The following is a 23,650-nucleotide window of genomic DNA, read 5'->3' on the forward strand; positions in this document are numbered from 1 at the left end:
GCCGGCGGTCCGGGCCGCGCCACCGAGAGGCCGGCCCAGGCGCCGACGGCCCCGTCCACGACACCGGAGGGCCCGGGCCACACCCCCGGCAGCCCGGTCCGCGACACCGGCGGTCGGAGTCGGCCCCGGACGGCCGAGTCGGGCCCGGACGCCTGAGTCGAGCGGTCCGAGCCGGCCCCTGACGCCCGAGTCGCCCCCGGACACCCGAGCCGGCTCGGACCGGCGGCGTGGGCCGCGGCGGTCGCTTACAGGATGGGGCCGGAGTACGCAGCGCGCGTTCCGGCCCTTTCCCGTCACCCCACCACCCGGAACCGGCCCCTCGCCCCGGGCACATTCCCGCAAACTCGAACAGGTTCGCGCGGGCCCGAGGGCCCCCGGCACCCGCCCGGCGGGCGGCACCCCGCCCCCGCGTAGGCTCTGGCCCTGTGAATCTGCTCGACAGCCTGGGCTCGCTGCGGTCGCTCACCGCCGGTCCATGGATCTACCCGGTGGTGGCGACGTCGATCCTGCTCGACGTCTTCCTGCCCGTGCTGCCGAGCGGCTTCCTCGTGATCACCGCCGCCACCGCGGCGGCCTCCGCCACGGCGGCCGCCCCCGACGTGCCGTCGCTCCTCCTTCTCCTCCTCTGCGCGGCCACCGCCTCGGTGCTCGGCGACTTCCTCGCGTACCGCCTGGCGCTCCGGGGCGGCGCCAGGCTCGACCGGGCGATCGCCCGGTCGAAGCGTCTGTCCGTCGCGCAGGAACGTCTCGGCACCGCGCTGATCCGGGGCGGCGGGCTGCTCGTCGTCCTCGCGCGCTTCGCCCCGGCGGGCCGCTCCGTGGTCTCGCTCGGCGCGGGCGCGGCGAAGCGGCGGATCGAGGAGTTCCTGCCGTGGTCGGCGCTGGCGGGCGTGACCTGGGCCTCGTACAGCGTGGGGCTCGGCTGGCTCGGCGGGAAGTGGCTGGGCGCGACCTGGTTCAGCGCGGGAGTGTCGACCCTCGCGCTCTTCCTGGCGGGCGGCCTCGCCGCCTACCTCATACGGCGTCCGGCTGCGGCTCCCGCGCCGGCCTCCTGACGCCGGAGTGCGCCCCGCGCACCTCCAGGCCGTCGAGAAGTCTCGCCGTCGCGTCGGCGATCTCGTCCACGGCCCGCTCGAAGACCTCGCGGTTGTGGGCGGCGGGGTGGTGGAACCCCGAGACCTTGCGGACGTACTGCAGGGCGGCGGCGCGGATGTCGTCCTCGGTCGCCTCCTCGGGCAGCGCGGGCGGTCGGAGCGTCTTGATGCTGCGGCACATGCCTCCAGTGTGGCGCGGCCCACTGACAACCGCCCGGGCCCGGCCTCGATCCGACCCGCACCCCACCCCGATCCCGCCTGATCCAGCCCGCGCCCCACGCCGATCCCGCCCGCGGCCCGGCCTGAGCCGGCCCGTGCCCCACCCTGGCCCCGCCCGCGGCGCCGCCTCGATCCCGCCCGGAACACCTTGCGGGGCCCGGCCTCAGGACAGACCGCGCCGGCTTCGCGCGTTGATCTCGGCGGCGCGGGCCCGTAGCTCACGCAGAGGCGTGGCCGGCAGGACGTCCGCGGGCTCGGCCTCCCACTCGGTGCCCCCGTGGACGGCCCGGATCCGCAGGCGCCCGGAGACGCTCTCCATATAGAAACCGACCCGCCCGGTGGCGGTGTCGCGGACGAGGTCACCGACCTCCGGCAATGGCTGCACGCATCCCCTCCGTCCCGGTTCCTGAATCCTGGGGAGAACCAGAGAAGCCCTCCGCCCCCTCCCTGTCAACGTATCTCTAGAGATGTCCCCCGATGGATGGATCGACCCGGCGGGACGGCGTACACGTGTGCACCCGGGCCCGGGGGTGCGCCGTAGGGTGTCCCGCAAATGGAGGGAGTGGTCCACCCGTGACTGATCAGGACAGCGCTCGTCGGCCCAAGTACCAGCGCATCGCCGACGAGTTGAGAACCGCGATCCAGTCAGGAGCCTTCGCGCCGGGTGACCGGCTCCCCGGCGAGAACGACCTCATGACGACCTACGCCGTGGCCCGGATGACGGCCCGGCAGGCCCTTTCCGTGCTGCGCTCCGAGGGACTGGCCGAGGCCCGCAAGGGCGCCGGGGTCTTCGTCCGCGTCTTCCGGCCGCTGCGCCGCAGGGGCATCCCGCGGCTGTCCGGGGAGCAGTGGGGCAACGGGCGTTCGGTCTGGTCGGCGGACGTGGAGGACCGGGATCTGGTCGTCGACCAGATCGAAGTGGGCGAGACGGAGGCCGGCGCACGGGTCGCCGGAGCGCTGAACCTGAGCCCGGGCGCGCCGGTGTGCGTCCGCAGCCGCCGCTTCGTACTGGACACCAAGCCGGTGCTGCTCTCCGTCTCGTACCTCTCGGCGGAGCTGGTCCGGGGCACGCCGATCGCCGAGCCGGACACGGGGCCGGGCGGGACGTACGCCCGGCTCACCGAGCTGGGCCACCGGCCGGTGCGGTTCCGTGAAGAGATCCGCTGCCGGATGCCGACGGCGGACGAGTCGGACCGGCTCGCCCTGGAGTTCGGGACGCCGGTGGTCCTCATCGGGCGTACGGCGTTCACGGGTCCGGGGATGGCGGTGGAGCTCAACGAGATGACGCTGGACTCGTCGTCGTACGTCCTGGAGTACGACTTCGACGCGTGACCTCGAACCGGAGGCCGGGACCGGCGTGGGCGACGGCCCCGGGGTACTCGGCTGCGGCCAGCGCGACGGCCTCCTCGGGTGTCACCGCCGAGCCCACATGGGTCACGACGAGCCGCCCGGCTCCGGCCTCGGCCGCACTCCGGCCGGCCTGCGCGGCCGAGTGGTGCCCGGCCACGTCCCCGTCCGCCTCGCACACGAAGAGATCGCAGTCCCGGGCGAGTTCGACGAGCGAGGGGCAGGGTTCGCAGTCTCCGGAGTAGACGAGCGAACGCCCCTCCTCGTCCTCCACCCGGAGCGCGAAGGCGGGCAGACCGTGCTCGACGGCCCGGGACGTCAGGGTCAGCCCGCCGACCCGGACGGCATGCCCGTCGTGCAACTCCTCGACGGCGAAGGCCTTTTCCACGGGGCTGCGCTCGGGCCCGTTGGTGAGGAACCCGGCGAGCCGGTCGGCGATGCCGGCGGGCCCGAACAGCGGTACCGGCAGCGGAAGGTCGAGTCCCGCGTAGAGCAGGGCGTAGTGGGCGGTGAGCAGGTCGGCGGAGTGGTCGGCGTGCAGATGGGAGATCCAGACGGCGTCGACGTCACCGAGGGCGACGTACCGCTGGAGCTCGGCGAGGGTGCCGCTCCCGGCGTCGACCCAGACGCGCGCTCCGCCGCCCTCGACGAGATAGCCGGAGCAGGCGTTGCCCGGCCGGGCGAAGGGGGTGGCGGACCCCAGGACGGTGATCCGCAAGGGAACGTCGAGCATGGGACAACATTAAATTACCCCGCGCCAACTCGTGGGAAGTTGTGCGGACGGGGTGAAGATCGTGCGTATTCTGTGTGCTCGCCGGGCCCCATCGGCGGGCGTCCGGCAGAAACTGAGGGACATTCATGCTTCGCGCACGCACGTTCGCGGCCGTGACCGCGGCCGCCGCCTCCGGCGTCCTGCTCCTGCCGACGCAGGCCCAGGCGGCCGGCTCGGTCCACCTGTACAAGATCTACTACGACAGCCCCGGCTCGGACCTCCGCTCGAACACGAGCCTCAACGGCGAGTACGTGCAGATACGCAACACGACCGGCGCGGCGGTCAACCTGAAGGGCTGGACGCTCACGGACGCGGCCAACCACAAGTACACCTTCGGGAACTTCACGCTCGGCAAGGGCAAGATCGTGACGGTCCGCACGGGCCGCGGCACGAACACGACGGCGAACGTCTACCAGAACCGCGGCGCGTACGTCTGGAACAACGACCGGGACACGGCGACGCTGAAGAAGTCGAACGGCACGCGGGTCGACACGTGCGCGTACAACTCGACGCGGGTCGACTACAAGTGGTGCTGACCGCGCACCAGGCCTGACGGAACGGCGAAACCCCGGATCAGCGGAACGCCGGGACACCGGACCGTCGGCACAAGGACGGCCCCGGGCACTCCCGGGGCCTCCTCACCCCCGCGCGACCGGCCCGGCCGGCCCCGACGCGGCCGACTCCCCGGCCTCCACGGAACTCCCCGTCCCGTCCGACTCTCTCGAGCGGGCGGCCGGAACCCCCTGCGGCTGCACATCGGTGCTGACCTGCCCGCCGAGCGTCATCACGTTCAGGGTCGCGGAGTTCTCGTTGGCGATGGCCTTCTCGACCCGGGCGACGAGCGTCGAGAACGCCTGCCGCTTGGGCAGGTTGTGGTACGGCCCGACCTTGGTCTCGAAGTACACCCGCTCGTGCCCGAGCAGCTGCTCGGTCGACCGGTAGTTCTTCCACTGCTCCCGGTACCGGTACACGCTCTCCAGCGACACGGCGGCGACGACGACCACGCTCAGGACGGTGGCGGTGACCCGGGCGAAGGCCAGATCCAGATTCACGAACACCGGAACGAGCGCGCCACCGACGACGGAGACGGTCCGCATCCGCAGATGCATCGCCTTCATCCGGGTCGCCTTGGTGTCGTACCACTCCTGATACTGCGAGAGCCTCGTCTCGATGTACCTCTGCGGCGTCATCTCGCCGCTCTGCGCCCCGGGTTCGGGCGCGTCCCCCACCTCAGCCATACGGCGAGTACACCGGCCCCGTCAGGCGCACGTCAACTCGCCACCCCTGGCGACACGGACCGGCTCACTCGTCGTCATCGCGCTCGAGGACCAGCCCGACGGACCCGTCCTCCAGCCCGTTGCCGTCTTCGAGGTGCAGGTGGGCTCCATCCGGAACTCCGTCACCGGCCAGCACCAGAAGATGCCCGGCAAGCGTCCTGAGCCCCGCGGCATTCGCCTCGATGACGACCTCGGTCCCGAGGCTCCGCACCTCGATCCGAGCGTCGGCGTCCCAGCCGAACTGCAGCCCCGTGCCGTCGGCGACGTGTGTGAGGCGAGTGCTCTCGACCGGCGCCGAGCCGTTTCCAGAAGTCATGGACCTCATGATGCCGCTACGGGAACACTCCGGAGATCGGGGCCCTAAGCGTCCGCGAACCAGGATCGGCCCTGGGCCCAGTGGGTCGCCCAGCCGGTGAAACCAGGGGTTCCCGGCATCAGGGCGTCGGGGGAATCGGGACCGAACGGCATCGCGCCCTCGCCGGCGATCTGCCAGACGTGACCACGCTGCGGACCGGTGACGATCAAATGCCAGTACATACCGCAGCCGTCGGTGCCCAGCAGCAGCGAGCCGTGGTCGAACACCGGATCCGTCCGGGCCTCGAACTCCTCCACCGACAGCTCCTCCTCGTCGTCCTCCGCCTCCCACAACCACGCAGACGTGAGCGGAAAGGGCTCGGCCAGCAGGCGCTCGTTGCGACCGGAGCCCCAGTCCGAGGGCGTCCGGGCGAGAGGCAGCAGACCGTAGTAGGGCGGTCCGGCGCGCAGCCCGTCACAGACCTCCGCCACGAACGTGCGATACGGCTCCGGAAGCACGATGCCGTGCTCCACCTCGAAGGCCCGCACCGCCTCCCACCCGGCAGGCGGCACCACCTCGGGACGGGACGCGAAGATCTCCCGAAGGACGGCCAGCTCGGCCGGGTCACAAGTTTCCGTGTTCATGCCGGTCATCATGCAAGATCCGAAAGAGACGCCCCAACGGGCTCACGCGGAGTGCGCTCAACGAGGACGGGTCGCTGGTCATCCGCCACGGCAGCTCCCGTGCGACCGCTGTCACCCATCGCCGTCGATGTCGGTTCTGGATGCCAAAGGCCCCCAGCCATGATCGGCTGGGGGCCTTTGCACTGGTGGGCGCGGACGGTTTCGAACCGCCGACATCTGCTTTGTAAGAGCAGCGCTCTACCCCTGAGCTACGCACCCGTGGAAGAGGCAACAGCCTACATGGCTGACGGGTGGGTGCTGCAAACCGATACCTCGATACCCCGGTGGGGCGGGTGCGGAGCCCCGGCGCCCGGCGCCCCCGGGACGGATACCCCGGTGGGGAGGGGAGTCCCGTTCCCCTCGCGGCCGCAGGGGACCGGGGCGTAGCCATGCCCGGGACGGGCCTGGCAGGTACCCCGGTGGGGGTAGCCCCACCCCCGGGACGGTGGGTCGCCGGATCGTGGGGCACGGGGGTGGGGGCCTAGTTTCGGGGGACTGTCCGCGTTGTATCTGGTGGGGGTTTCGCGTCATGGCTGCCGTAGGTCGTCCGTTCCGGGTGTTGCTCGCCTCCGCCGGGGTGCTTCTCGCCTCGTTCACGCTCGTCGGGTGCGGTTCGGCCGATGTCGACGACGCGCCCGTCGAGCGGAAGTCGTTCGCCTTCGGCGGCGACGCGCTCACCGTCGACTCCGACAACTCCCGGCTCGTGATCACTCCCGCCGACATCGACGACGTGCGCGTCGAGCGGCAGGTCGACGGGTGGGTGTTCATGGGTTCGGGGCCCGACGCCAGCTGGAAGCTGGTCGACGGGCGGCTCACCCTGCGGGTCGACTGCGACGCCGTCGCCTCCAACTGCGAGGCCGTCCACCGGATCCAGGTCCCCCGGAACGTCTCCGTCACCGTCGAGGACGACAACGGGGACGTGCGGGCCGAGGGCTTCGCCACGCCGCTGAAGGTGCGGTCCGACAACGGCGACGTACACGTGCGCGAGGCCGGCGGTCCGCTGGACCTCGGCTCGACCAACGGCGACGTCGTCGTCGAGGCCGGGACCACCGCGCCCGAGGTCCTCGTCCGGTCCGACAACGGCGACGTACGGGTCGACCTCGGCACCGTCCCGCGCCGTGTCGACGTCGTCACCGACAACGGCGACGTCACCCTCTCCCTCCCCTCCGCCGAGTACGCGGTGACCGGAGCCAGCGACAACGGCGACGTCCGGATCGACGTCCCCCGCCGCGAGAAGAGCGGGCACTCGGTGAACGTCCGCAGCGACAACGGTGACGTCTCCGTCCTCACGGCGAACTGACCGGCCCGTGTGTTCGTCCCTACCGGGTGGGAGAATGAACCGGACCGGGCACGGCGGACACAGCACGGGAGAGGTACGTGGCGGCGAGCGACGCGAGGGGGGCGGGCGGCGTTCGACGTCGTGACGCGCCGAGGCGGGGAGAGACCCGATCCGACGGTGGGCCGCGGCGGGCGCCTTCCGGACTCCGGCTCGCCCTCGCCCTGCCCCTGCTCGTCGGCGCCCTGCTGCCGCACGCCTTCGCCGGCGGCGGCACCCGTCGCTGGTTCGGGGGACGCGGCGAGAGTCAGCGCGCCGAGGCGCAGGCCGCCAAGGACGCCGCCGCCGCGGCCTTCTACGAGCTCGACACCGCCCAGCGCGGGCTGCGCATCTCCATCGAGACCATCACCGCCGTCGACAGCTCCCCCGAGGCGCGCCGGGCCGTCGAGGGCTTCGACGCCCTCGGCCGCCGGATCGACGAGGTCAGCCACACCTACATCGGCGCCGTCGACGCGCACGACCTCGACCGCGACGAGCTCGACGCGGCGACCGCGAGCCGCGCGCGCGCCGAACTCACCCGCGCCAAGGAGGAGCTGGACCGGGTGAAGGGCGAGCTCGACCGGTTCGAGGAGGGCCTCGGGCCGCTGCTCGGGAGCGCCGAGACCCAGCTCGCCCGCCTCGCCCCCGCCGTCGAGCGCGCCCGGCAGGCCCTGCGCGGCGCGAGCGGCGCCCTCGACGGCGTACGGGAGAGCGGGCTGCGCGCCGACGATCTCGCCGCCCGGCTCGCCGCCCTCGGGCCCGAGCTCACGCGGCTCAACGAGGGCGCGGGCCGGCACGGGGTTCCCGAGACCCTCCAGCGGGCCGACCGGGTGCTGCGCGACGCGGAGGCCGTACGGGCCGAGGCCGAGCGGCTGCCCGAGCGGGCCGCCGAGATCGACCGGCGTCTCGTCTCCCTCCGTACCCGCACCGAGGCGCTCACCACCCGTACCGAGCACGTCGAGCCCGTCCTCTCGGAGCTGCGGCGGCGCTACACCGCGCCCTGCTGGCAGGACCTCCAGCACGTACCGGAGCAGGCCACCGCCACGCTCCGGCAGGCCGAGGAACGGCTCGCCGAGGCGGGGAGGGCGCGCGCCGAGCAGCGCTGGCCGGACGCGACCTCGCTGCTCTCCACCGTCCGCGCGCTGCTCGACTCCACCGACGAGGCCGTCTCGGCCGCCGGGGACCGGCTGCGCCGGCTGGACGCCGTCGCCAAGGACCCGAAGGCGGAGATCGACCGGACCCGGTTCGCGGTACGGGACGCCCAGCGCCTCGCGATGGACGGGCGGAACACCCCCGACCCCCGCCACGCCCGGCCCCTCGACGAGGCCGTCGCCCGGCTCGACCGCGCGGTGGATGCCCTGGAGGGCCGCCACCCCGACTACTGGCACTTCCTGACCGAGCTGGAGGGGGTACGGGCCTCGGCCGCGCACGTCGTCGGCCTGATACGGGAGGAACGCGGCGCCGCCCATTGAGGTGGGGGCGGGCGCGAATGCCAGCGCCGCCCCATGAGAGGTGGGGCGGGCGGAGCCGGCGCCGCCTGTGGAGCCGGGGCAGCGGATGCCGGAGCGCGGCGCCGCCCGTCGTTCGCGGTGAGGCTCCCGGTTCCCCGTGCGGGCCGGGCCGCCGCCCGGCCCCGGGGCGGCGCGCCACCCGGGTCTCTGCCCGTCCGGGCCCACAGGCTCTAGCCTGTTCCCATGCCTCGTTACGAATTCCGCTGCCGCACCTGCGGCGACACCTTCGAGCTCAGCCGTCCGATGGCCGAGTCCTCCGATCCCGCCTCCTGCCCCGCCGGGCACGACGACACCGTGAAGCTGCTCTCGGCCGTGGCCGTCGGCGGCTCGGCCGCCGCCCCCGCGCCGAGCGGCGGCGGGGGCGGTGGCTGCTGCGGTGGAGGCGGCTGCGGCTGACCGCTCGGGCCCACGAGGGGCTCGGCCGTAGGCGGTGTCACACCGCGGCGGCCGCCCGGAAGCGGCGCAGGATCTCCTCCCCCGCCGCGACCCCGCGTTCCGCGAGGACGTCGAGGTGGGGGGCGGTCCAGTCGCTGTCGGCCAGTTCGCCGTGGCCGGGCCGCCAGGCCCGGTCCGCGGCGAGCAGCAGGTCGGCGTCGAGGAGGGAGTCCCCGGCGGCGAGCGTGAGCGTGGCGCCGATGCGGCGGGCGACCTCGCGGACGGCCGCGCTCTTGGTGAGCGGCTTCGGTACGGCGTACACCTTGCGGCCCTGGAGCGAGACCGTCCAGCCGCGTTCCTCCGCCCAGGCGCCGAAGCGCGCCAGCCACTCCTCGGGGAGTCGTTCCCGCTCGACGACGAGGTAGGCGAAGAGGTCCTCGGCGACGCGGTGCTTGCGCACCCAGGACAGGTCCGTGGTCGCGGTGAGGTAGGCGCGGATCTCGGAGAGCGGCGCGCACTCCTCGGCGAGCCGGCGCAGTACCGACGCGTGCCAGTCGGCGTCGGTGACGCCGTCGACGAGGATGTGTCCGCCGTTGGCGCAGATCGCGTACTTCGGTGCGGTGCCGGGGAGTTGGATGCGCTGGTACTGCTTGCGCGTCCGGGTCGTGGTGGGGACGAAGACGGCTTCGCCGGTCAGCTGCGCGAGGAGGTCGGCCGCGTCCTCGGTCATGTAGGAGAGCGGCTTGGACTCGTGGACCTCGACGCAGAGCAGCCGGGGCGCCTGGGCGTCGGGCATGCCGAGGGCGAGGGCCGCGGACGAGTAGATCAGGGTGCGGTCGAGGTCGCTCGCGACGAGGACGGAGGCCGGGGCCACCCTCGTAGCCGCGGGGGGCTCGCTCGCGAGGGCCGTACTCGTGGGGATCGTCACCGCGGTCGCGGGCGTCGCGCTCGCGGCGGTCGTACGCGCGGGCGCCGTGCTCTCTGCCGCCGCACTCGCGGCCGCCGTACTCGTAGCCGTCGTACTCGCCGGGGTCGTACTCACTGGGACACCACCGCCTTGCCGTCGACGCCTGTCGCACCCCTTGTGTACTGAGGGTGTATCAGGCCGACGCAGCTGTACGGGAGTTCGTCGACCAGCTCGACCGGTACACCGCGCTGTTCGGCGAGCAGGCGGACGTGTGCGAGGTCGGCGTCGGCGCCGCGCCTCGCGAGGATCTTCCAGGGGACGCGGCGGAGCAGGACGCGGGTGGTCTCGCCGACGCCGGGCTTGACCAGGTTGACGTCGTGGATGCCGTACTCCTCGCTGATGCGCTCCACGGCCGCCCAGCCCTCCCAGGTCGGGGTGCGGTCGGCGGCCAGGAGTTCCTTGACGTCGGTGTCGACGGCCGCGCCGACCTCGTCGAAGCGGGCGGCGACGGCATCGAGGAAGTCGTTGGAGACGTCGGCTCCGGCGAGCTCGCGGTAGAACTTGCCGCCGTGGTAGTCGTCGGGGCCGACGAGGTCGGCGCGCAGGACGGTGCGGGAGATCAGTCCGGAGACCGTGGAGTTGAGGCAGGCGGAGGGGATGAGGAAGTCCTCGCGGGTGCCGTAGGTGCGGACGCAGGAGCCGGGGTCGGCGAGGACCGCGATCTCCGGGTCGAAGCCCGTGATGCCCTCAGTCGCCTCGAACTCCTCGATGGCGTCGGCGAGTTCGCGGGTGATGGCGCCCTTGCCCGTCCAGCCGTCGACGAACACGACGTCGGCCGGGTCGTGGTGTGCGGCGATCCAGCGCAGCGCGTTGGCGTCGATGCCGCGGCCGCGCACGATGGAGACGGCGTAGTGCGGGAGGTCGAGGCCGTGGCGGGCCTGTGCCCAGCGGCGCATGAGGACGCCGACGGGGGTGCCGGCCCGGGCGAGCGAGACGAGCACGGGGCGGCGGCCGGGCCGCTCGGCGAGGACGGTCTCGGTGACGGTGCCGACGGCGCGGGCGATCCGGGCGGCGGAGGTCTCCAGGGCGGCGTGGAAGAGCTCCTGGTAGCGGTCGCTCGGCTGGTACTCGACGGGGAGCGACTCGGCGTAGTGCGCGCCGCCGCTCTGGATGGCTTCCTCGCGTTCCTCGGTGGGCGCCTCGAGCTCGACGTCCGAGAGGTCCTGGAGCAGCCAGCCGACCTCCTCGGGTGCGTACGAGGAGAAGGCGGGGCCGCGGAGGGGCTCGGGCAGCATGGAGCTCCTTTCGGGAGCTTCGGTGACCTGGGGCGTGGCGTCGTACGGGGAGTACGGCGCGGCCGTGGGCGTGTACGAGGGGACGACGGCGAGCACGACGCGCGGGATGTGCGCGGCGAGCTGGGCGATCAGGCCGTCCGGGGCGTGCAGGGCCGGGGTGTCGGCGGTGGAGTCGACGACGAGGACGACGGCGTCGAAGCCCGCGCCGGCCACGTTGTAGGCGTAGCGCTCGCCGGGGCCGTCGGCGGGGTCGTCGTGGGCCGGGAAGACGAGCTTGGTGCGGATCGCGTAGCCGGGGTCGTCGACGGCGAGGACGGGCGAGCGGGTGGTGGTGGAGTAGCGGACGTCGTGTCCGGCGTCCTCCAGGGCGGTGCCGAGGCGCAGCGGCGCGTACATCAGCTCCTCGAAGCCGAGCACGAGGGTGCGGCGGGCGCCGTCGAGCGCCTGCCCGACGCGGTCGGCGAGGGCGGGCAGGGCCGTCTCGAGCCGTTCCCGGTGGTCGGGGGTGAAGCCGTGCCGGCCGCCGTCGGGCAGGCCTTCCGGCCAGTCGAGCGCGACCCGGACGGCGGCGGGGCCGTGCGCGGGGGCGGCGGGCACGTACGGCGCCTCGTGCGCCGCGACCAGCGCCTGGCCCTTCTCCAGGACCCCTTCGGGGAGGTGCACGGTGCCGGCGGCGCCGGATATGAGGTCGACGCGGGCGCCTATCTCCGCCGCGAAGGCGTCCAGGCGGCCGAGGTCGGCGGCCGAGCGCATGTCGACGAGGGCGACGACGACGTACCGGTCGCGCGGGTAGCGCTCGTGCAGGGCCCGGACGGTGTTGAGGACGGTGTTTCCGGTGGAGAACTCGTCGTCGACGAGAACCAGCGGCCCGTCGCCGGCGAGGAGCTTGGCGTCCTCGGGCAGCAGCAGGTGGGAGGTGGCGTGCGAGTGGGACTCCTCGAAGCCGCCCGCGCGGGCGACCCCGTCCACCGGTCGCCGGGTGGAGTGGAGGTACGGGGCGAGGCCGAGGCCGTCGGCGACGGCGTGGCCCAGGGCGGTGGCGGTCTCGGCGTAGCCCAGGACGACGGAGCGGGCGGCCTCCTCGTCACCGAGGAGGGCCCGGACGCGCCGGCCGAGGTCGAGGCCGGAGCCGTGGACCACGGAGGGCCGCTGGGGCACGTGCTTGCCAAGCACGCTGGAGACCAGCAGATGCGCCCGCTTGGGGTTGCGACGCAGTGCGAGGCCCAACAGGGCCGGTAGCTCCTCGTCGCCGATCAGTTCGACGCCCAGTCGCTCCGCGACCCACGTTCCGGTCCACACCACGTCGTCGACGTCCCTTCGTCAGCCGGCAAGTCCGGCGGTGAGCAGATCCACGAAGCCGACGTCCTCCTTGGCGACGCCGAAGACCTCGGCGCGCAGAAGGGTGCGTTCGGCCCACGCGCGATGCGGCTTCACTTCGTTCATTTTGTTCGTATACGCGGAGCGGAGCACTCCGCCACCGCCCCGTTCCGGCCGCAGGATGTCCTGGGCGTCGCTCCACTCCTCGTGGCTGACCACGGAGAGCGCGTGGACCGGCACCACATGGGTGGGGTGGATGCAGGTCTTGCCGAGCAGACCGTTGGCCCGGTCGAGTTCGATCTCGCGCAGCAGTCCGTCGAGGTCGTGCTCGATGAGGGCGGTGCGCAGGTCCTCGGCGCGGCCCTCCAGGAAGGGGCTGCGGCGGAGCTGCGGCTTGAACATGCGCTCGCCGAGCCGGAAGTACTCCCAGACGGGGCCGGTGATGGTGAAGCCGGTGCCGTCGGAGCGGCCGAGGACGTTGACGACGTCGGCGATGACATGGGAGACGATCTTGACGTCGTAGGCGGTCATGTCGGGCGAGCGGCGCAGTCCGTACGCGGAGCAGAAGTCGGTGACGCCGAGGCGCAGGGCGAGGACGCGGTCGCGGTACTTGTCGGTGATCGACGCGATGCCGGCGAGGGTCTCGGCCCGGGTCTCCAGGTGGAGGAGTTCGGGGGACTCCAGGACGGGCATGGCGAAGAGGCGCCGGCCGCTCGTCCGCTCGGCCCGGGTGAGCGCTTCGAGGAAGGCGTGTCCCCGGGCCTCGGTGAACTTGGGCAGTACGAATCCGGACAGCAGGCGGACCGTTTCTCCGAGCCGGTCGACGAGGTCGGTGATCTGGCGCGGTTCGCGGACCCGGATGAAGAGCAGCGGTACGTCGGCGGGGGTGTCCGTGGCGGTGTCGGCGTCCGTCACGGTCCCGGCGGCGAGGTCGGCGAACTGCCGGACGAGGTTGTCCTCGCCGGCCTCGACATCGGCGTCGCCGATGGAGTCCTCCAGGCAGAGCACCATGGAGACCACTCCACGGGCCACCTGCTTGCGCACGTCGTCGGCGAGCCTCGGCCGGGTGGCCGGGCTGTAGAGCGTGGCCCCGAGGGCCACGGCGAGCGTGCGGGCGGGCGAATCCGCCGTGAACACGGCCGGTTCGCGATGGAACAGGCCGGCCCGTGTCGCGGACGGGATGTGCCCGAAATGACGCATATGAGTACCCCGTCTACCTCTCTGGACCCTGAGGACATGTGGCCGGTAATAGTACGTAGATGCGGGTGTCCGCAGTTCCCCGAGCGTATGAAATTCAGGTAACTCGTCAGCATCCGTCGTCTCGGCCCGGTATCGGTGTCGCCCCCGCGTTGTCCCCCGGTCCGACGGGAGGGCAGGATTACGGTCATGACGCACGCGATGCTGAAGGGCTCCAACGTCCCTCTCGACACCGCGGCCGTACGGGCCGTGCTCCGCTGGACCCCGGGCTCCGGGGTCCCCGACGTGGATGCCTCGGCCCTGCTGCTGGGGCCTTCCGGCCGCGTGCGGTCCGACGAGGACTTCGTGTTCTACAACCAGCCGCGCCACCCCTCGGGCCTGGTGCGGCGACTCCCGAAGAAGCGGGACTCCAAGGGCCTCACGGACACCGTGGAGGCCGATCTCGCCGCCATGGACGCCTCGATCGACCGCGTGGTGATCGCCGCCTCCTCCGACGGCGGCACCTTCCGGTCCGTCTCCGACCTGCGGATCCTGCTGTACGACGCCACGGCCGGACCCGACGCCGAGCCGCTCGCCCTGTTCTCCGTGACGGCGGAGACCGGCGAGGAGACCGCGGTCATCTGCGGCGAGCTGTACCGGCGCGGGGACACCTGGAAGTTCCGCGCGGTGGGCCAGGGCTACCCCACCGGCCTGATCGGCCTCGCCACCGACTTCGGCATCTCGGTCGACGAGGACACCCAGGACGCCCAGGACGGCCGGGAGACCCCGCACCGGGCCCCGGGCGCGCCGGACGCCCAGGAGGGCTCCCAGGAGCCGCAGGAGGCCGTGGCGGCCCCCACGCCCGCCGCCGGCTCCTCCGACCTCGACCTGACCGTCGTCCACGCCCCCGTACCGCCGCAGCCGACGATGCCGCCGCCCATGCCCGACCGGGCGCCCGCCTACGGCTACCCGCAGGGCACACCCGCCGCGCCGCAGGGCCCGGCGGGACAGCCGGTGCACACTCCGGCCCCCGCGTACGGGTACCCGCAGCCGGTGACCGCCCCCGAGCAGAACCCGGCTCCGGAGTTCCGGATGCCCCCCATGGGTCCCCAGTTCGTCCGGTCCTGAGGAGGTGGGCAACGGCTACGCCTTGGTCTTGTAGCCGCGCCCCCACTGCAGACCCCAGCCGTACAACCGGTCCAGCTCGGCCTGGAAGCCGTACACGAAGCGCACCTCGCGGCGGACGATCAGATCACCCTTGGCGTTCTCCACGGAGAAGACCGCGCAGGAGCGGGCCTGCGGGGCGCGCTCGTCGAGTTCGATCTCGATCCGGGGCCCGTTGCTCGGGTAGAGCGTGATCTTGGCGTGCGTACGGTCGAAGGCCGGCGTCTGGTCGTAGATGTACACGAAGAACAGCAGCCGCTTGATCTCGTCCTTGTGGTCCAGATTGACGAAGACCGTCTCCCCGGAGGACCCCCCGAAGCGGTCGTCGCCGCTGAGCTTCACGTACGGAGCTGCGTTCAGGTCGCCGAAGAAGCCGCCGAGCGGCTGCACCACGCCCTTGCTGCCGTCGGCGAGCTCGTAGAGGCAGCCCAGGTCCAGGTCGACGTTGACCATGCCCTGGGTGTGCGCCTGGACGACCTCCGGCTTGAAGAGCTGGGAGGGGTTGCGGAGCAGCCGGCCGCTCTGCCGCGAGCGCCCCTCCAGGTCGGAGGTCCGCATCCGCCAGGAGAGGTTCACCCGCAGGTTGCCGGTGGCGGCGCCCTGCTTGGTGAGCGACACCGACGGGCGTCGTTTCGTCAGATCGATCGTGTTCGACGCGGCGCTGCCCGAGTCGAACTGTGCCGTCCTCGCCGGAAACAGGTTGTCCCAGAAGGCCATGGCGCCTTCACCCCCCACTGATCGAAAACACCGCGCACATGCCTGCGGGGCGGCCGGGTGCACCGGCCGCCCCGCAGTGAAGCGTTCCTCATTGCCGGGGGTGTCACACCCCGGACGTCACCTCGGTCTTGCTGCCCGGGGAACCGGACCCGCCCTCGGCGGCGGCGAGCCGCTTGTTCCGCCGGACGGAGGACCAGAAGGACCAGGCGATGAGGGCGACACCGATGAGACCGGTGACGACCTCGGGGATCTGGTACCGGATGCTGACCATGAGGATCAGGGCCAGGGCGCCGATCGCGTAGTGCGCGCCGTGCTCCAGGTAGACGTAGTCGTCGAGGGTGCCCTGGCGGACCAGGTAGACCGTCAGCGAACGGACGTACATGGCGCCGACACCGAGGCCGAGTGCCATCAGGACGATGTCGTTGGTGATGGCGAAGGCGCCGATGACACCGTCGAACGAGAAGGAGGCGTCGAGGACCTCCAGGTACAGGAACATGAAGAAGGCGGCCTTGCCGGCCAGCTGCACCACGGTGACCTTCTTGCCGCTGCGCCGGGCCTCTTCCTCGGCCTCGTGCTCGCGCTCCTCCTCCTCTTCCAGCTTGTTCTCGAAGAAGCTGGAGAGACCGCCGACGACGAGGTAGGTGATCAGACCGAAGACGCCCGAGAGCAGGACGGTCGACGCCGCGTCGATGTGCGTGCCGCCGTGCTGGTGGGCCTGGGTCGCGAAGGTCATGGCGCTGATCGCCAGGACGATCAGGGCGATGCAGACCGAGAGCATGTCGATCTTGCCGAGCTTGGCCAGCGGGCGCTCCAGCCAGCCGAGCCACTTGATGTCCCGGTCCTCGAAGATGAAGTCGAGGAAGATCATCAGCAGGAACATTCCGCCGAAGGACGCGATCGACGGGTGCGCGTCGGTCACGAGCTGCTCATAGCGCTCGGCGTCGTTGAGAGCGAGATCGACGGCCTCGATGGGGCCGATCTTGGCGCTGATCGCGACGATCACGACGGGGAAGACCAGTCGCATGCCGAAGACGGCGATGAGCACACCGATCGTGAGGAAGATCTTCTGCCAGAAGGCATTCATCTTCTTCAGGATTCCGGCGTTGACCACCGCGTTGTCGAAGGACAGCGAGATCTCGAGGACGCAGAGGATCGCGACGATCCCGAACGCCTCCCACCCTCCGTAGAACACCGCTGCGACCAGCCCGAGCGCCGTGATGGCGAACGACCAGCCGAAGGTTTTCAGAACCACTGTCTACCCCATCGTGAAATTACATGGCTTTACGAAACGTTGACCCCGAAGTCTAGAGCGATGCCCCGAAGCCCGGACGCGTACCCCTGGCCGACCGCACGGAACTTCCATTCGCCGTTGTACCGGTAGAGCTCGCCGAAGATCATCGCGGTCTCGGTGGAAGCGTCCTCGGAGAGGTCGTAGCGGGCGAGTTCCTGACCGTCCATCTGGTTCACGACACGAATGAACGCGTTGCTGACCTGGCCGAAACTCTGGCTCCGGTTGTCGGCGTCATGGATCGAGACCGGGAAGACGATCTTGTCGCAATGGGCCGGCACCCGGGAGAGGTCCACGATGAGGGACTCGTCGTCCCCGTCACCCTCGCCGGTGAGGTTGTCGCCGGTGTGCTCGACGGACCCCTCGGGGCTGCGCAGCTGGTTGTAGAACACGAAGTACTCGTCCCCGAGCACCCGCCCGGCCTGGCACAGCAGCGCGCTGGCATCGAGGTCGAAGGGGGCTCCGGTGGTGGAGCGCGCGTCCCAGCCGAGACCCACGAGGACCTGGGTGAGGTTGGGTGCGGCCTTGGAGAGGGAGACATTGCCTCCCTTGGCGAGCGTGACGCCCATGATGCGGTTCCTCCCCGGTGGTGATGAGGCACGTCCGGCGCCGCACTCGGTGTGCGGCGCCGGACGGTTCGAACGGTTCGGCTCAGACGTTGACGCCGAAGTCCTGCGCGATGCCGCGCAGACCCGAGGCGTAGCCCTGGCCGACGGCACGGAACTTCCACTCGGCTCCGTGGCGGTACAGCTCGCCGAAGACCATGGCGGTCTCGGTCGAGGCGTCCTCGGAGAGGTCGTACCGGGCGATCTCGGCGCCGCCGGCCTGGTTCACGACGCGGATGAACGCGTTGCGCACCTGGCCGAAGGACTGCTGGCGGTTCTCGGCGTCGTAGATCGACACCGGGAAGACGATCTTGGCGACATCGGCCGGCACGGTGGCCAGGCTGACCTTGACCTGCTCGTCGTCGCCCTCGCCCTCACCGGTGAGGTTGTCACCGGTGTGCTCGACGGAGCCGTCGGCGCTCTTCAGGTTGTTGAAGAAGACGAAGTCCTGGTCGTTGCGGACCTTGCCCTCCTCGCTCACCAGGATGGCACTGGCGTCGAGGTCGAAGTCCGTACCGGTGGTGGTGCGGACGTCCCAGCCCAGACCGACGGTCACGGCGGTGAGGCCAGGGGCCTCCTTGGTCAGCGAGACGTTGCCGCCCTTGCTGAGGCTGACTCCCACGAGTCCCTCCATACGTTTCCAGGGGCAGCGCCCCGAGTCGTGCGTTGGCATCGGATCAACGACTGGATCCTAGTGACGGGTTCCCGGTCGAAACAGTCGATTCGCCCGGTGAATCCGGGTGTCGGGCCCGAGAAGGCCTCCTGAGCCCGGCTTCGCGGGGCTCAGACGGCGTCGAGAGCCTTGATGTACTCGCCGATGTCGCGGGCGTCCGGCAGGGCGTTGACGACGGTCCAGCGGACCACACCCTCCTTGTCGATGACGAAGGTGCCGCGCACCGCGCAGCCCTTCTCCTCGTCGAGGACGCCGTACGCGCGGGAGGTCTCGCCGTGCGGCCAGAAATCGGAGAGCAGCGGGTACTCCAGGGACTCCTGCTCGGCGAAGACGCGCAGGGTGTGGATGGAGTCGTTGGAGACCGCGAGGAGCTGGGTGTCGTCGTTGACGAACGTCGGCAGGTTGTCGCGCAGCTCCCCGAGCTCACCCGCGCAGACGCCGGTGAAGGCGAAGGGGTAGAAGACGAGCACCACGTTCTTCTCGCCCCGGAGGTCGGAGAGTCGCACGGTGCGCCCGTGATTGTCCTTGAGCTCGAAATCCGGGGCCTCGGCACCGACCTCGATCGCCATCGCGTACGCATCCCTTCGACGGGGCCCCTGACCTTGGGCCGAATCGGTGAACCCCACCCTACGGCCTGTGCACGAAAGCCCCCGCCGGCGAACCGGCGGGGGCTTCTCGCAGCGTGGTGATCAGCGCTTGGGGGCGGTCAGGCGGGTGCCCGTCCAGTCCTTTGCGACGCTGATGCTCTTGGTCTGGGAGAGACCAGCTGTCTGCGCGGCATCGTTGATGTCGGACGGCTCGATGTAGCCGTCACGTCCGGTCTTGGGCGTCAGCAGCCAGATGGTGCCGCCGTCCTCCAGAAGACCGATGGCGTCCACCAGGGCATCGGTGAGATCGCCGTCCTCGTCGCGGAACCAGAGCACGACGGCGTCGGCGACGTCGTCGTATTCCTCGTCCACGAGCTCGGCCCCGATGATGGACTCGATGCCTTCACGGAGATCCTGGTCGACGTCGTCGTCGTAGCCGATCTCCTGGACCACCTGTCCGGGCTCGAACCCCAGCCTTCCGGCCGGGTTGGTCCGCTCCTCCGCGTGGTCCGCGGTCGCGCTCACGGCTTGCCTCCTGCTCATTCGGTAAATGCTTGGGCCGCGCGTATGCGCGCGGCGCTGGCCGTAGTCCACACGTGCCGGGGTGGATCGCGCAAGTACCCGGCCGTGGAGACCGCCGAAACGGTGACGTTTGGGGCCGTCTCGCCGCAACTTCCGGCACCGTAGGCTCCCGCTCCGTGATCGGGCACACATGATTCATCCTGGTTTGAGGACTTCTGAGGTTTCAGTCTGCCGAACGCCCGGACGAAACGCATGCGCGGGTTGAGCGTAAGGTTGCGATTTGACCGCACCCAGACACGTGGAGGACACCGCTGGGGGTTACCCCTCGGTAAATGTGACGTCTGGCGCACGCGGGGTACACGATGGACATCCCGACCACTTCGTGGCCCCGTGGGCACCACCGAACAGCGAAGGAAGAGCGTGGCTCCCGGATCCGATCGCAACCCGATCATCATTGGCGGCCTTCCCAGCCAGGTCCCGGATTTCGACCCGGAAGAGACCCAGGAATGGCTCGACTCCCTCGACGCGGCCGTCGACGAGCGGGGCCGTGAGCGGGCCCGCTACCTCATGCTCCGACTGATCGAGCGGGCCCGCGAGAAGCGTGTGGCCGTGCCCGAGATGCGCAGCACGGACTACGTCAACACCATCGCCACCAAGGACGAGCCCTTCTTCCCCGGCAACGAGGAGATCGAGCGCAAGGTCCTCAACGCCACCCGGTGGAACGCGGCCGTCATGGTCTCGCGCGCCCAGCGTCCGGGCATCGGCGTCGGCGGCCACATCGCGACCTTCGCCTCCTCGGCCTCGTTGTACGACGTCGGCTTCAACCACTTCTTCCGCGGCAAGGACGAGGGCGACGGCGGCGACCAGATCTTCTTCCAGGGGCACGCCTCCCCCGGCATCTACGCCCGCGCGTACCTCCTGGACCGGCTGAACGACACGCAGCTCGACGGCTTCCGCCAGGAGAGGTCGAAGTTCCCGAACGGGCTCTCGTCCTACCCGCACCCTCGGCTGATGCCGGACTTCTGGGAGTTCCCGACCGTGTCGATGGGCCTCGGCCCGCTCGGCGCGATCTACCAGGCCCGGATGAACCGCTACATGGAGGCGCGCGGGATCGCCGACACCTCCGCGTCACACGTCTGGGCGTTCCTCGGCGACGGCGAGATGGACGAGGTCGAGTCGCTCGGCCAGCTCTCCATCGCCGCCCGCGAAGGCCTGGACAACCTCACCTTCGTCGTCAACTGCAACCTCCAGCGGCTCGACGGCCCGGTGCGCGGCAACGGCAAGATCATCCAGGAACTGGAGTCGATCTTCCGGGGCAACGGCTGGAACGTCATCAAGCTGATCTGGGACCGCTCCTGGGACCCGCTGCTCGCGCAGGACCGCGACGGCATCCTGGTCAACAGGCTGAACACCACCCCCGACGGCCAGTTCCAGACGTACGCCACGGAGACCGGCGCCTACATCCGCGACCACTTCTTCGGCGACGACCACCGGCTGCGGGCGATGGTCGAGGGCATGTCGGACCAGCAGGTCCTGCACCTGGGCCGCGGCGGTCACGACCACAAGAAGATCTACGCGGCGTACGCGGCGGCGAAGGCCCACGCGGGCCAGCCGACCGTGATCCTCGCCCAGACCGTCAAGGGCTGGACGCTCGGCCCGAACTTCGAGGGCCGCAACGCGACCCACCAGATGAAGAAGCTGACGGTCGACGACCTCAAGCGCTTCCGCGACCGGCTGCACATCCCGGTGACCGACCGGCAGTTGGAGGACGGCCTCCCGCCGTACTACCACCCGGGCCGGAACTCCGAGGAGATCCAGTACATGCACGACCGCCGCAAGTCGCTGGGCGGGTACGTCCCGACCCGCGTCGTGCGGGCGAAGCCGCTGGTCCTCCCCGACGACAAGACCTACGCGGCCGCCAAGAAGGGCTCCGGGCAGCAGTCGATCGCCACCACGATGGCCTTCGTCCGCATCCTGAAGGACCTCATGCGGGACAAGGAGATCGGCAAGCGCTTCGTGCTGATCGCCCCCGACGAGTACCGCACCTTCGGCATGGACGCCTTCTTCCCGAGCGCCAAGATCTACAACCCGCTGGGCCAGCAGTACGAGGCGGTGGACCGCGAACTCCTCCTCGCCTACAAGGAGTCGCCGACCGGCCAGATGCTGCACGACGGCATCTCCGAGGCCGGCTGCACGGCCTCGCTGATCGCCGCCGGTTCGGCGTACGCCACGCACGGCGAGCCGCTGATCCCGGTGTACGTCTTCTACTCGATGTTCGGTTTCCAGCGGACCGGCGACCAGTTCTGGCAGATGGCCGACCAGCTGGCCCGCGGCTTCGTGCTCGGCGCCACCGCCGGCCGTACGACGCTGACCGGCGAGGGCCTCCAGCACGCGGACGGCCACTCGCACCTGCTGGCCTCGACCAACCCGGCCTGCATCGCCTACGACCCGGCGTTCGGCTTCGAGATCGCGCACATCGTCAAGGACGGTCTGCGCCGTATGTACGGCTCCGAGGCCGAGGACGTCTTCTACTACCTGACGGTCTACAACGAGCCGATCCAGCACCCGGCCGAGCCCGAGAACGTCGACGTCGAGGGCATCCTCCAGGGCATCCACCGCTTCAAGCCGGCCGAGGCGGGCACGATCCCGGCGCAGATCATGGCCTCCGGTGTCGCCGTCCCGTGGGCGATCGAGGCACAGCGGATCCTCGCCGAGGAGTGGAACGTCCGGGCCGACGTCTGGTCCGCGACCTCCTGGACCGAGCTGCGGCGTGAGGCCGTGGCCGTCGAGGAGCACAACCTGCTCCACCCGGACGAGGAGCAGCGCGTCCCGTACGTGACGCGCAAGCTCCGGGGCTCCCAGGGTCCGTTCGTGGCGGTCTCGGACTGGATGCGCGCGGTGCCGGACCAGATCTCCCGCTGGGTGCCGGGCACGTACAGCTCGCTGGGCGCGGACGGCTTCGGCTTCGCGGACACGCGGGGCGCGGCCCGTCGCTACTTCCACATCGACGCCCCGTCGATCGTGCTGGCGGTGCTGACCGAGCTCGCGCGTGAGGGCAAGGTCGAGCGCTCGGTCCTCAAGCAGGCCGTGGACCGCTACCAGCTGCTCGACGTGGCGGCCGCCGACCCGGGCGCCGCGGGCGGCGACGCCTGATCCGGCAGCCCGACAGGTGGCCCCGGGCGGTTCTCCGGCGACACCGGACGGCGCCCGGGGCGGCTGCCCGGTAGCACGGAGTGCCTGGTGAGGGGCGGTGGGACCACGGTCTCGCCGCCCTTCGGCGTTCTCTACGATTCCCCGCATGAAGGATCGCTGGGAAGAACGCACACAGATGCCGCTGCTCGTGCTGGCCGTGGCGTTCGGCGTCGCCTACGCCGTGCCGATCGTGGCTCCCGGCGCCGCACCCTGGGTGCACCGGCTGTGCACCCATGTCGAGTGGGCGGTCTGGGCGGCCTTCGCCGTCGACTATCTGGTCCGGCTGGTGCTCGCGCCGGCGCGCTGGGCCTTCATCCGCTCCCACCCCCTCGATCTGCTCGCGGTCCTGCTGCCGATGGTGCAGCCGCTGCGGCTGCTGCGGGTCGTCTCCACGCTCCTCCTGGTGGGCCGGCGGGCCCGGATGGCCCCGCAGATAACGCTCACCACCTATGTGGCGGGCGCGGTCGTCGGGCTGATGATGTTCGGCTCGCTGGCCGTGCTGCACGTCGAGCGGGACGCCCCGAACGGCAACATCAAGACGCTCGGGGACGCGGTCTGGTGGTCCTTCACCACGATGACCACGGTCGGCTACGGCGACCACGCCCCGACCACGGGCCTCGGCCGGGTCCTCGCGGTGGGCCTGATGCTCTCGGGCATCGCCCTGCTCGGTGTCGTCACCGCCAACATCGCGGCCTGGTTCATCTCCCGCTTCGAGCGGGACGACGCGGTGGAGCGCCGGCAGACCGAGCTCCTGGAGGCGCTGACCCGGGAGGTCCGCGAACTGCGCGCCGAGGTCGCCCGGCTCTCGCCCACAGCGGAATCCCCCGCCCCGGCCTCCGGTCCGGTCACCGCGCCCGACGGCGCGCCGGGCGTCCCCGCCCCTATCGCTCCCAGATCTTGAACGCTCTGACCTCGTAGGGCGTCTGCGGCACCCAGGTCCCACGCCCCGGGTAGGTCTCGAACTCCCCCGCCTCCGCGCACTCGGCCGACTGGTACGTCGTGACCGGCCGTCCCGTGCGGTTGGCGAGGGACTGGGCCGAGGTGCCCGGCGGCAGCGCGACACAGCTGTCGACGTCGGTCGTGGCCAGTTCGTGGCTCTGCGCCCTGCCCTTGAAGTCGGGCTTGGGCCAGAGGCAGAGCCGCCCCGGCCCGCAGGCCCCGAGCGCGGTCGCGGTCGGTACGGCCGCCGCCGGGGCCGCGAGGCAAGCGCTCAGGACGGCCGCGACGACGAGTGCGGTCTTCGTATACACGTACATGCTGATGAACCCCCGCTTGATTACTCTCTGTAATCAAAAGCATGGCGGAGGTCACCCGCCGAC

The 23,650-nt window shown here is 71.1% G+C and carries 25 protein-coding genes and 1 tRNA gene; 9 read left to right on the top strand and 17 right to left on the bottom strand.

What is annotated here, in order from left to right; translation table 11 throughout:
• The first annotated feature begins 425 nt into the window (after positions 1 to 425).
• The gene (locus IE311_RS00185; RefSeq protein WP_373313703.1) at positions 426 to 1,055 is read left to right on the top strand and encodes a DedA family protein; all 630 of its coding nucleotides are present in this window, start codon (positions 426 to 428) and stop codon (positions 1,053 to 1,055) included.
• Here the strand turns inward: IE311_RS00185 and IE311_RS00190 are convergent.
• Both IE311_RS00190 and IE311_RS00195 read right to left on the bottom strand, forming a co-directional pair.
• Complete coding sequence (locus IE311_RS00190; RefSeq protein WP_189829427.1) at positions 1,015 to 1,275, bottom strand: DUF2277 domain-containing protein; 261 nt, start codon at positions 1,273 to 1,275, stop codon at positions 1,015 to 1,017. The two genes, IE311_RS00185 and IE311_RS00190, sit on opposite strands and share 41 nt — an antisense overlap.
• A 201-nt stretch (positions 1,276 to 1,476) precedes the next feature.
• The gene (locus tag IE311_RS00195) at positions 1,477 to 1,698 is read right to left on the bottom strand and encodes a hypothetical protein (protein WP_189829428.1); all 222 of its coding nucleotides are present in this window, start codon (positions 1,696 to 1,698) and stop codon (positions 1,477 to 1,479) included.
• 188 nt (positions 1,699 to 1,886) lie between these two features.
• Here IE311_RS00195 and IE311_RS00200 point away from each other — a divergent pair, with 188 nt between their 5' ends.
• Positions 1,887 to 2,645 (top strand): GntR family transcriptional regulator, encoded by a 759-nt coding sequence (locus IE311_RS00200; RefSeq protein ID WP_189829429.1) that lies wholly within the window; start codon positions 1,887 to 1,889, stop codon positions 2,643 to 2,645.
• Here the strand turns inward: IE311_RS00200 and IE311_RS00205 are convergent.
• Entirely contained in the window at positions 2,587 to 3,393 is an 807-nt protein-coding gene (locus tag IE311_RS00205; protein ID WP_189829430.1) for an MBL fold metallo-hydrolase, read from the bottom strand. The two genes, IE311_RS00200 and IE311_RS00205, sit on opposite strands and share 59 nt — an antisense overlap.
• A gap of 125 nt (positions 3,394 to 3,518) precedes the next feature.
• On the opposite strand from IE311_RS00205, the gene IE311_RS00210 reads away from it, so the two are divergent.
• Positions 3,519 to 3,968: a lamin tail domain-containing protein gene (locus IE311_RS00210; RefSeq protein ID WP_189829431.1), complete on the top strand. Its 450-nt coding sequence runs from the start codon at positions 3,519 to 3,521 to the stop codon at positions 3,966 to 3,968.
• A gap of 102 nt (positions 3,969 to 4,070) precedes the next feature.
• Here IE311_RS00210 and IE311_RS00215 read toward each other — a convergent pair whose 3' ends face one another.
• The 4 genes from IE311_RS00215 to IE311_RS00230 form a co-directional block, all read right to left on the bottom strand.
• Entirely contained in the window at positions 4,071 to 4,670 is a 600-nt protein-coding gene (locus tag IE311_RS00215) for a DUF4231 domain-containing protein (protein ID WP_229901644.1), read from the bottom strand.
• A 64-nt stretch (positions 4,671 to 4,734) separates the two neighbouring features.
• Entirely contained in the window at positions 4,735 to 5,025 is a 291-nt protein-coding gene (locus IE311_RS00220) for an Imm32 family immunity protein (protein WP_189829432.1), read from the bottom strand.
• 44 nt (positions 5,026 to 5,069) lie between these two features.
• Positions 5,070 to 5,660, bottom strand: coding sequence for an SMI1/KNR4 family protein (locus IE311_RS00225; RefSeq protein ID WP_189829433.1), 591 nt, complete (start codon positions 5,658 to 5,660; stop codon positions 5,070 to 5,072).
• Positions 5,661 to 5,831: 171 nt separating this feature from the next.
• Positions 5,832 to 5,906: transfer RNA gene (locus IE311_RS00230), tRNA-Val, on the bottom strand.
• A gap of 310 nt (positions 5,907 to 6,216) precedes the next feature.
• Between IE311_RS00230 and IE311_RS00235 the strand changes: the two genes are divergently transcribed.
• The 3 genes from IE311_RS00235 (at position 6,217) to IE311_RS00245 (ending at position 8,909) form a co-directional block, all read left to right on the top strand.
• Positions 6,217 to 6,987: a DUF4097 family beta strand repeat-containing protein gene (locus tag IE311_RS00235; protein ID WP_189829434.1), complete on the top strand. Its 771-nt coding sequence runs from the start codon at positions 6,217 to 6,219 to the stop codon at positions 6,985 to 6,987.
• 77 nt (positions 6,988 to 7,064) lie between these two features.
• A complete protein-coding gene (locus IE311_RS00240) occupies positions 7,065 to 8,474 on the top strand; it encodes a coiled-coil domain-containing protein (RefSeq protein ID WP_189829435.1) in 1,410 nt (469 codons plus the stop codon).
• A 222-nt stretch (positions 8,475 to 8,696) separates the two neighbouring features.
• Positions 8,697 to 8,909 carry an FmdB family zinc ribbon protein gene (locus tag IE311_RS00245; RefSeq protein WP_189829436.1) on the top strand — a complete coding sequence of 71 codons (213 nt, stop codon included), beginning with the start codon at positions 8,697 to 8,699 and terminating at the stop codon, positions 8,907 to 8,909.
• 37 nt (positions 8,910 to 8,946) lie between these two features.
• On the opposite strand, the gene IE311_RS00250 is transcribed toward IE311_RS00245, so the two are convergent.
• From IE311_RS00250 to IE311_RS00260, 3 genes are all read right to left on the bottom strand, one after another.
• Positions 8,947 to 9,762 carry an HAD family hydrolase gene (locus tag IE311_RS00250; protein ID WP_189829437.1) on the bottom strand — a complete coding sequence of 272 codons (816 nt, stop codon included), beginning with the start codon at positions 9,760 to 9,762 and terminating at the stop codon, positions 8,947 to 8,949.
• Between the two features lie 164 nt (positions 9,763 to 9,926).
• Entirely contained in the window at positions 9,927 to 12,392 is a 2,466-nt protein-coding gene (locus tag IE311_RS00255; protein ID WP_189829438.1) for a phosphoribosyltransferase, read from the bottom strand.
• Positions 12,393 to 12,410: 18 nt separating this feature from the next.
• On the bottom strand, positions 12,411 to 13,607 hold the full coding sequence (locus IE311_RS00260; protein ID WP_189829439.1) for an HpcH/HpaI aldolase/citrate lyase family protein: 1,197 nt from the start codon (positions 13,605 to 13,607) through the stop codon (positions 12,411 to 12,413).
• Positions 13,608 to 13,784: 177 nt separating this feature from the next.
• Here IE311_RS00260 and IE311_RS00265 point away from each other — a divergent pair, with 177 nt between their 5' ends.
• Entirely contained in the window at positions 13,785 to 14,711 is a 927-nt protein-coding gene (locus tag IE311_RS00265) for a TerD family protein (RefSeq protein WP_189829903.1), read from the top strand.
• A 15-nt stretch (positions 14,712 to 14,726) separates the two neighbouring features.
• Here IE311_RS00265 and IE311_RS00270 read toward each other — a convergent pair whose 3' ends face one another.
• From IE311_RS00270 to IE311_RS00295, 6 genes are all read right to left on the bottom strand, one after another.
• Entirely contained in the window at positions 14,727 to 15,464 is a 738-nt protein-coding gene (locus tag IE311_RS00270; protein WP_189829440.1) for a TerD family protein, read from the bottom strand.
• Between the two features lie 103 nt (positions 15,465 to 15,567).
• Positions 15,568 to 16,716 carry a DUF475 domain-containing protein gene (locus IE311_RS00275; RefSeq protein ID WP_189829441.1) on the bottom strand — a complete coding sequence of 383 codons (1,149 nt, stop codon included), beginning with the start codon at positions 16,714 to 16,716 and terminating at the stop codon, positions 15,568 to 15,570.
• A gap of 29 nt (positions 16,717 to 16,745) precedes the next feature.
• Complete coding sequence (locus IE311_RS00280) at positions 16,746 to 17,321, bottom strand: TerD family protein (protein WP_189829442.1); 576 nt, start codon at positions 17,319 to 17,321, stop codon at positions 16,746 to 16,748.
• A gap of 82 nt (positions 17,322 to 17,403) precedes the next feature.
• Complete coding sequence (locus IE311_RS00285; protein ID WP_026058190.1) at positions 17,404 to 17,979, bottom strand: TerD family protein; 576 nt, start codon at positions 17,977 to 17,979, stop codon at positions 17,404 to 17,406.
• A gap of 161 nt (positions 17,980 to 18,140) precedes the next feature.
• The gene (locus IE311_RS00290) at positions 18,141 to 18,599 is read right to left on the bottom strand and encodes a peroxiredoxin (protein WP_189829443.1); all 459 of its coding nucleotides are present in this window, start codon (positions 18,597 to 18,599) and stop codon (positions 18,141 to 18,143) included.
• A gap of 120 nt (positions 18,600 to 18,719) precedes the next feature.
• Positions 18,720 to 19,142, bottom strand: coding sequence for a DUF3052 domain-containing protein (locus tag IE311_RS00295; protein WP_189829444.1), 423 nt, complete (start codon positions 19,140 to 19,142; stop codon positions 18,720 to 18,722).
• 417 nt (positions 19,143 to 19,559) lie between these two features.
• Between IE311_RS00295 and aceE the strand changes: the two genes are divergently transcribed.
• Both aceE and IE311_RS00305 read left to right on the top strand, forming a co-directional pair.
• Positions 19,560 to 22,292, top strand: a complete 2,733-nt coding sequence (aceE, locus tag IE311_RS00300) for a pyruvate dehydrogenase (acetyl-transferring), homodimeric type (RefSeq protein WP_189829445.1) — start codon at positions 19,560 to 19,562, stop codon at positions 22,290 to 22,292.
• 145 nt (positions 22,293 to 22,437) lie between these two features.
• On the top strand, positions 22,438 to 23,232 hold the full coding sequence (locus IE311_RS00305) for a potassium channel family protein (protein ID WP_189829446.1): 795 nt from the start codon (positions 22,438 to 22,440) through the stop codon (positions 23,230 to 23,232).
• Here the strand turns inward: IE311_RS00305 and IE311_RS00310 are convergent.
• Positions 23,213 to 23,587, bottom strand: a complete 375-nt coding sequence (locus tag IE311_RS00310) for a peptidase inhibitor family I36 protein (protein WP_189829447.1) — start codon at positions 23,585 to 23,587, stop codon at positions 23,213 to 23,215. The two genes, IE311_RS00305 and IE311_RS00310, sit on opposite strands and share 20 nt — an antisense overlap.
• Positions 23,588 to 23,650: the final 63 nt, after the last annotated feature.

Origin of the sequence: Streptomyces zaomyceticus (assembly GCF_014656215.1) — a bacterium.
Taxonomy (GTDB): domain Bacteria; phylum Actinomycetota; class Actinomycetes; order Streptomycetales; family Streptomycetaceae; genus Streptomyces; species Streptomyces zaomyceticus.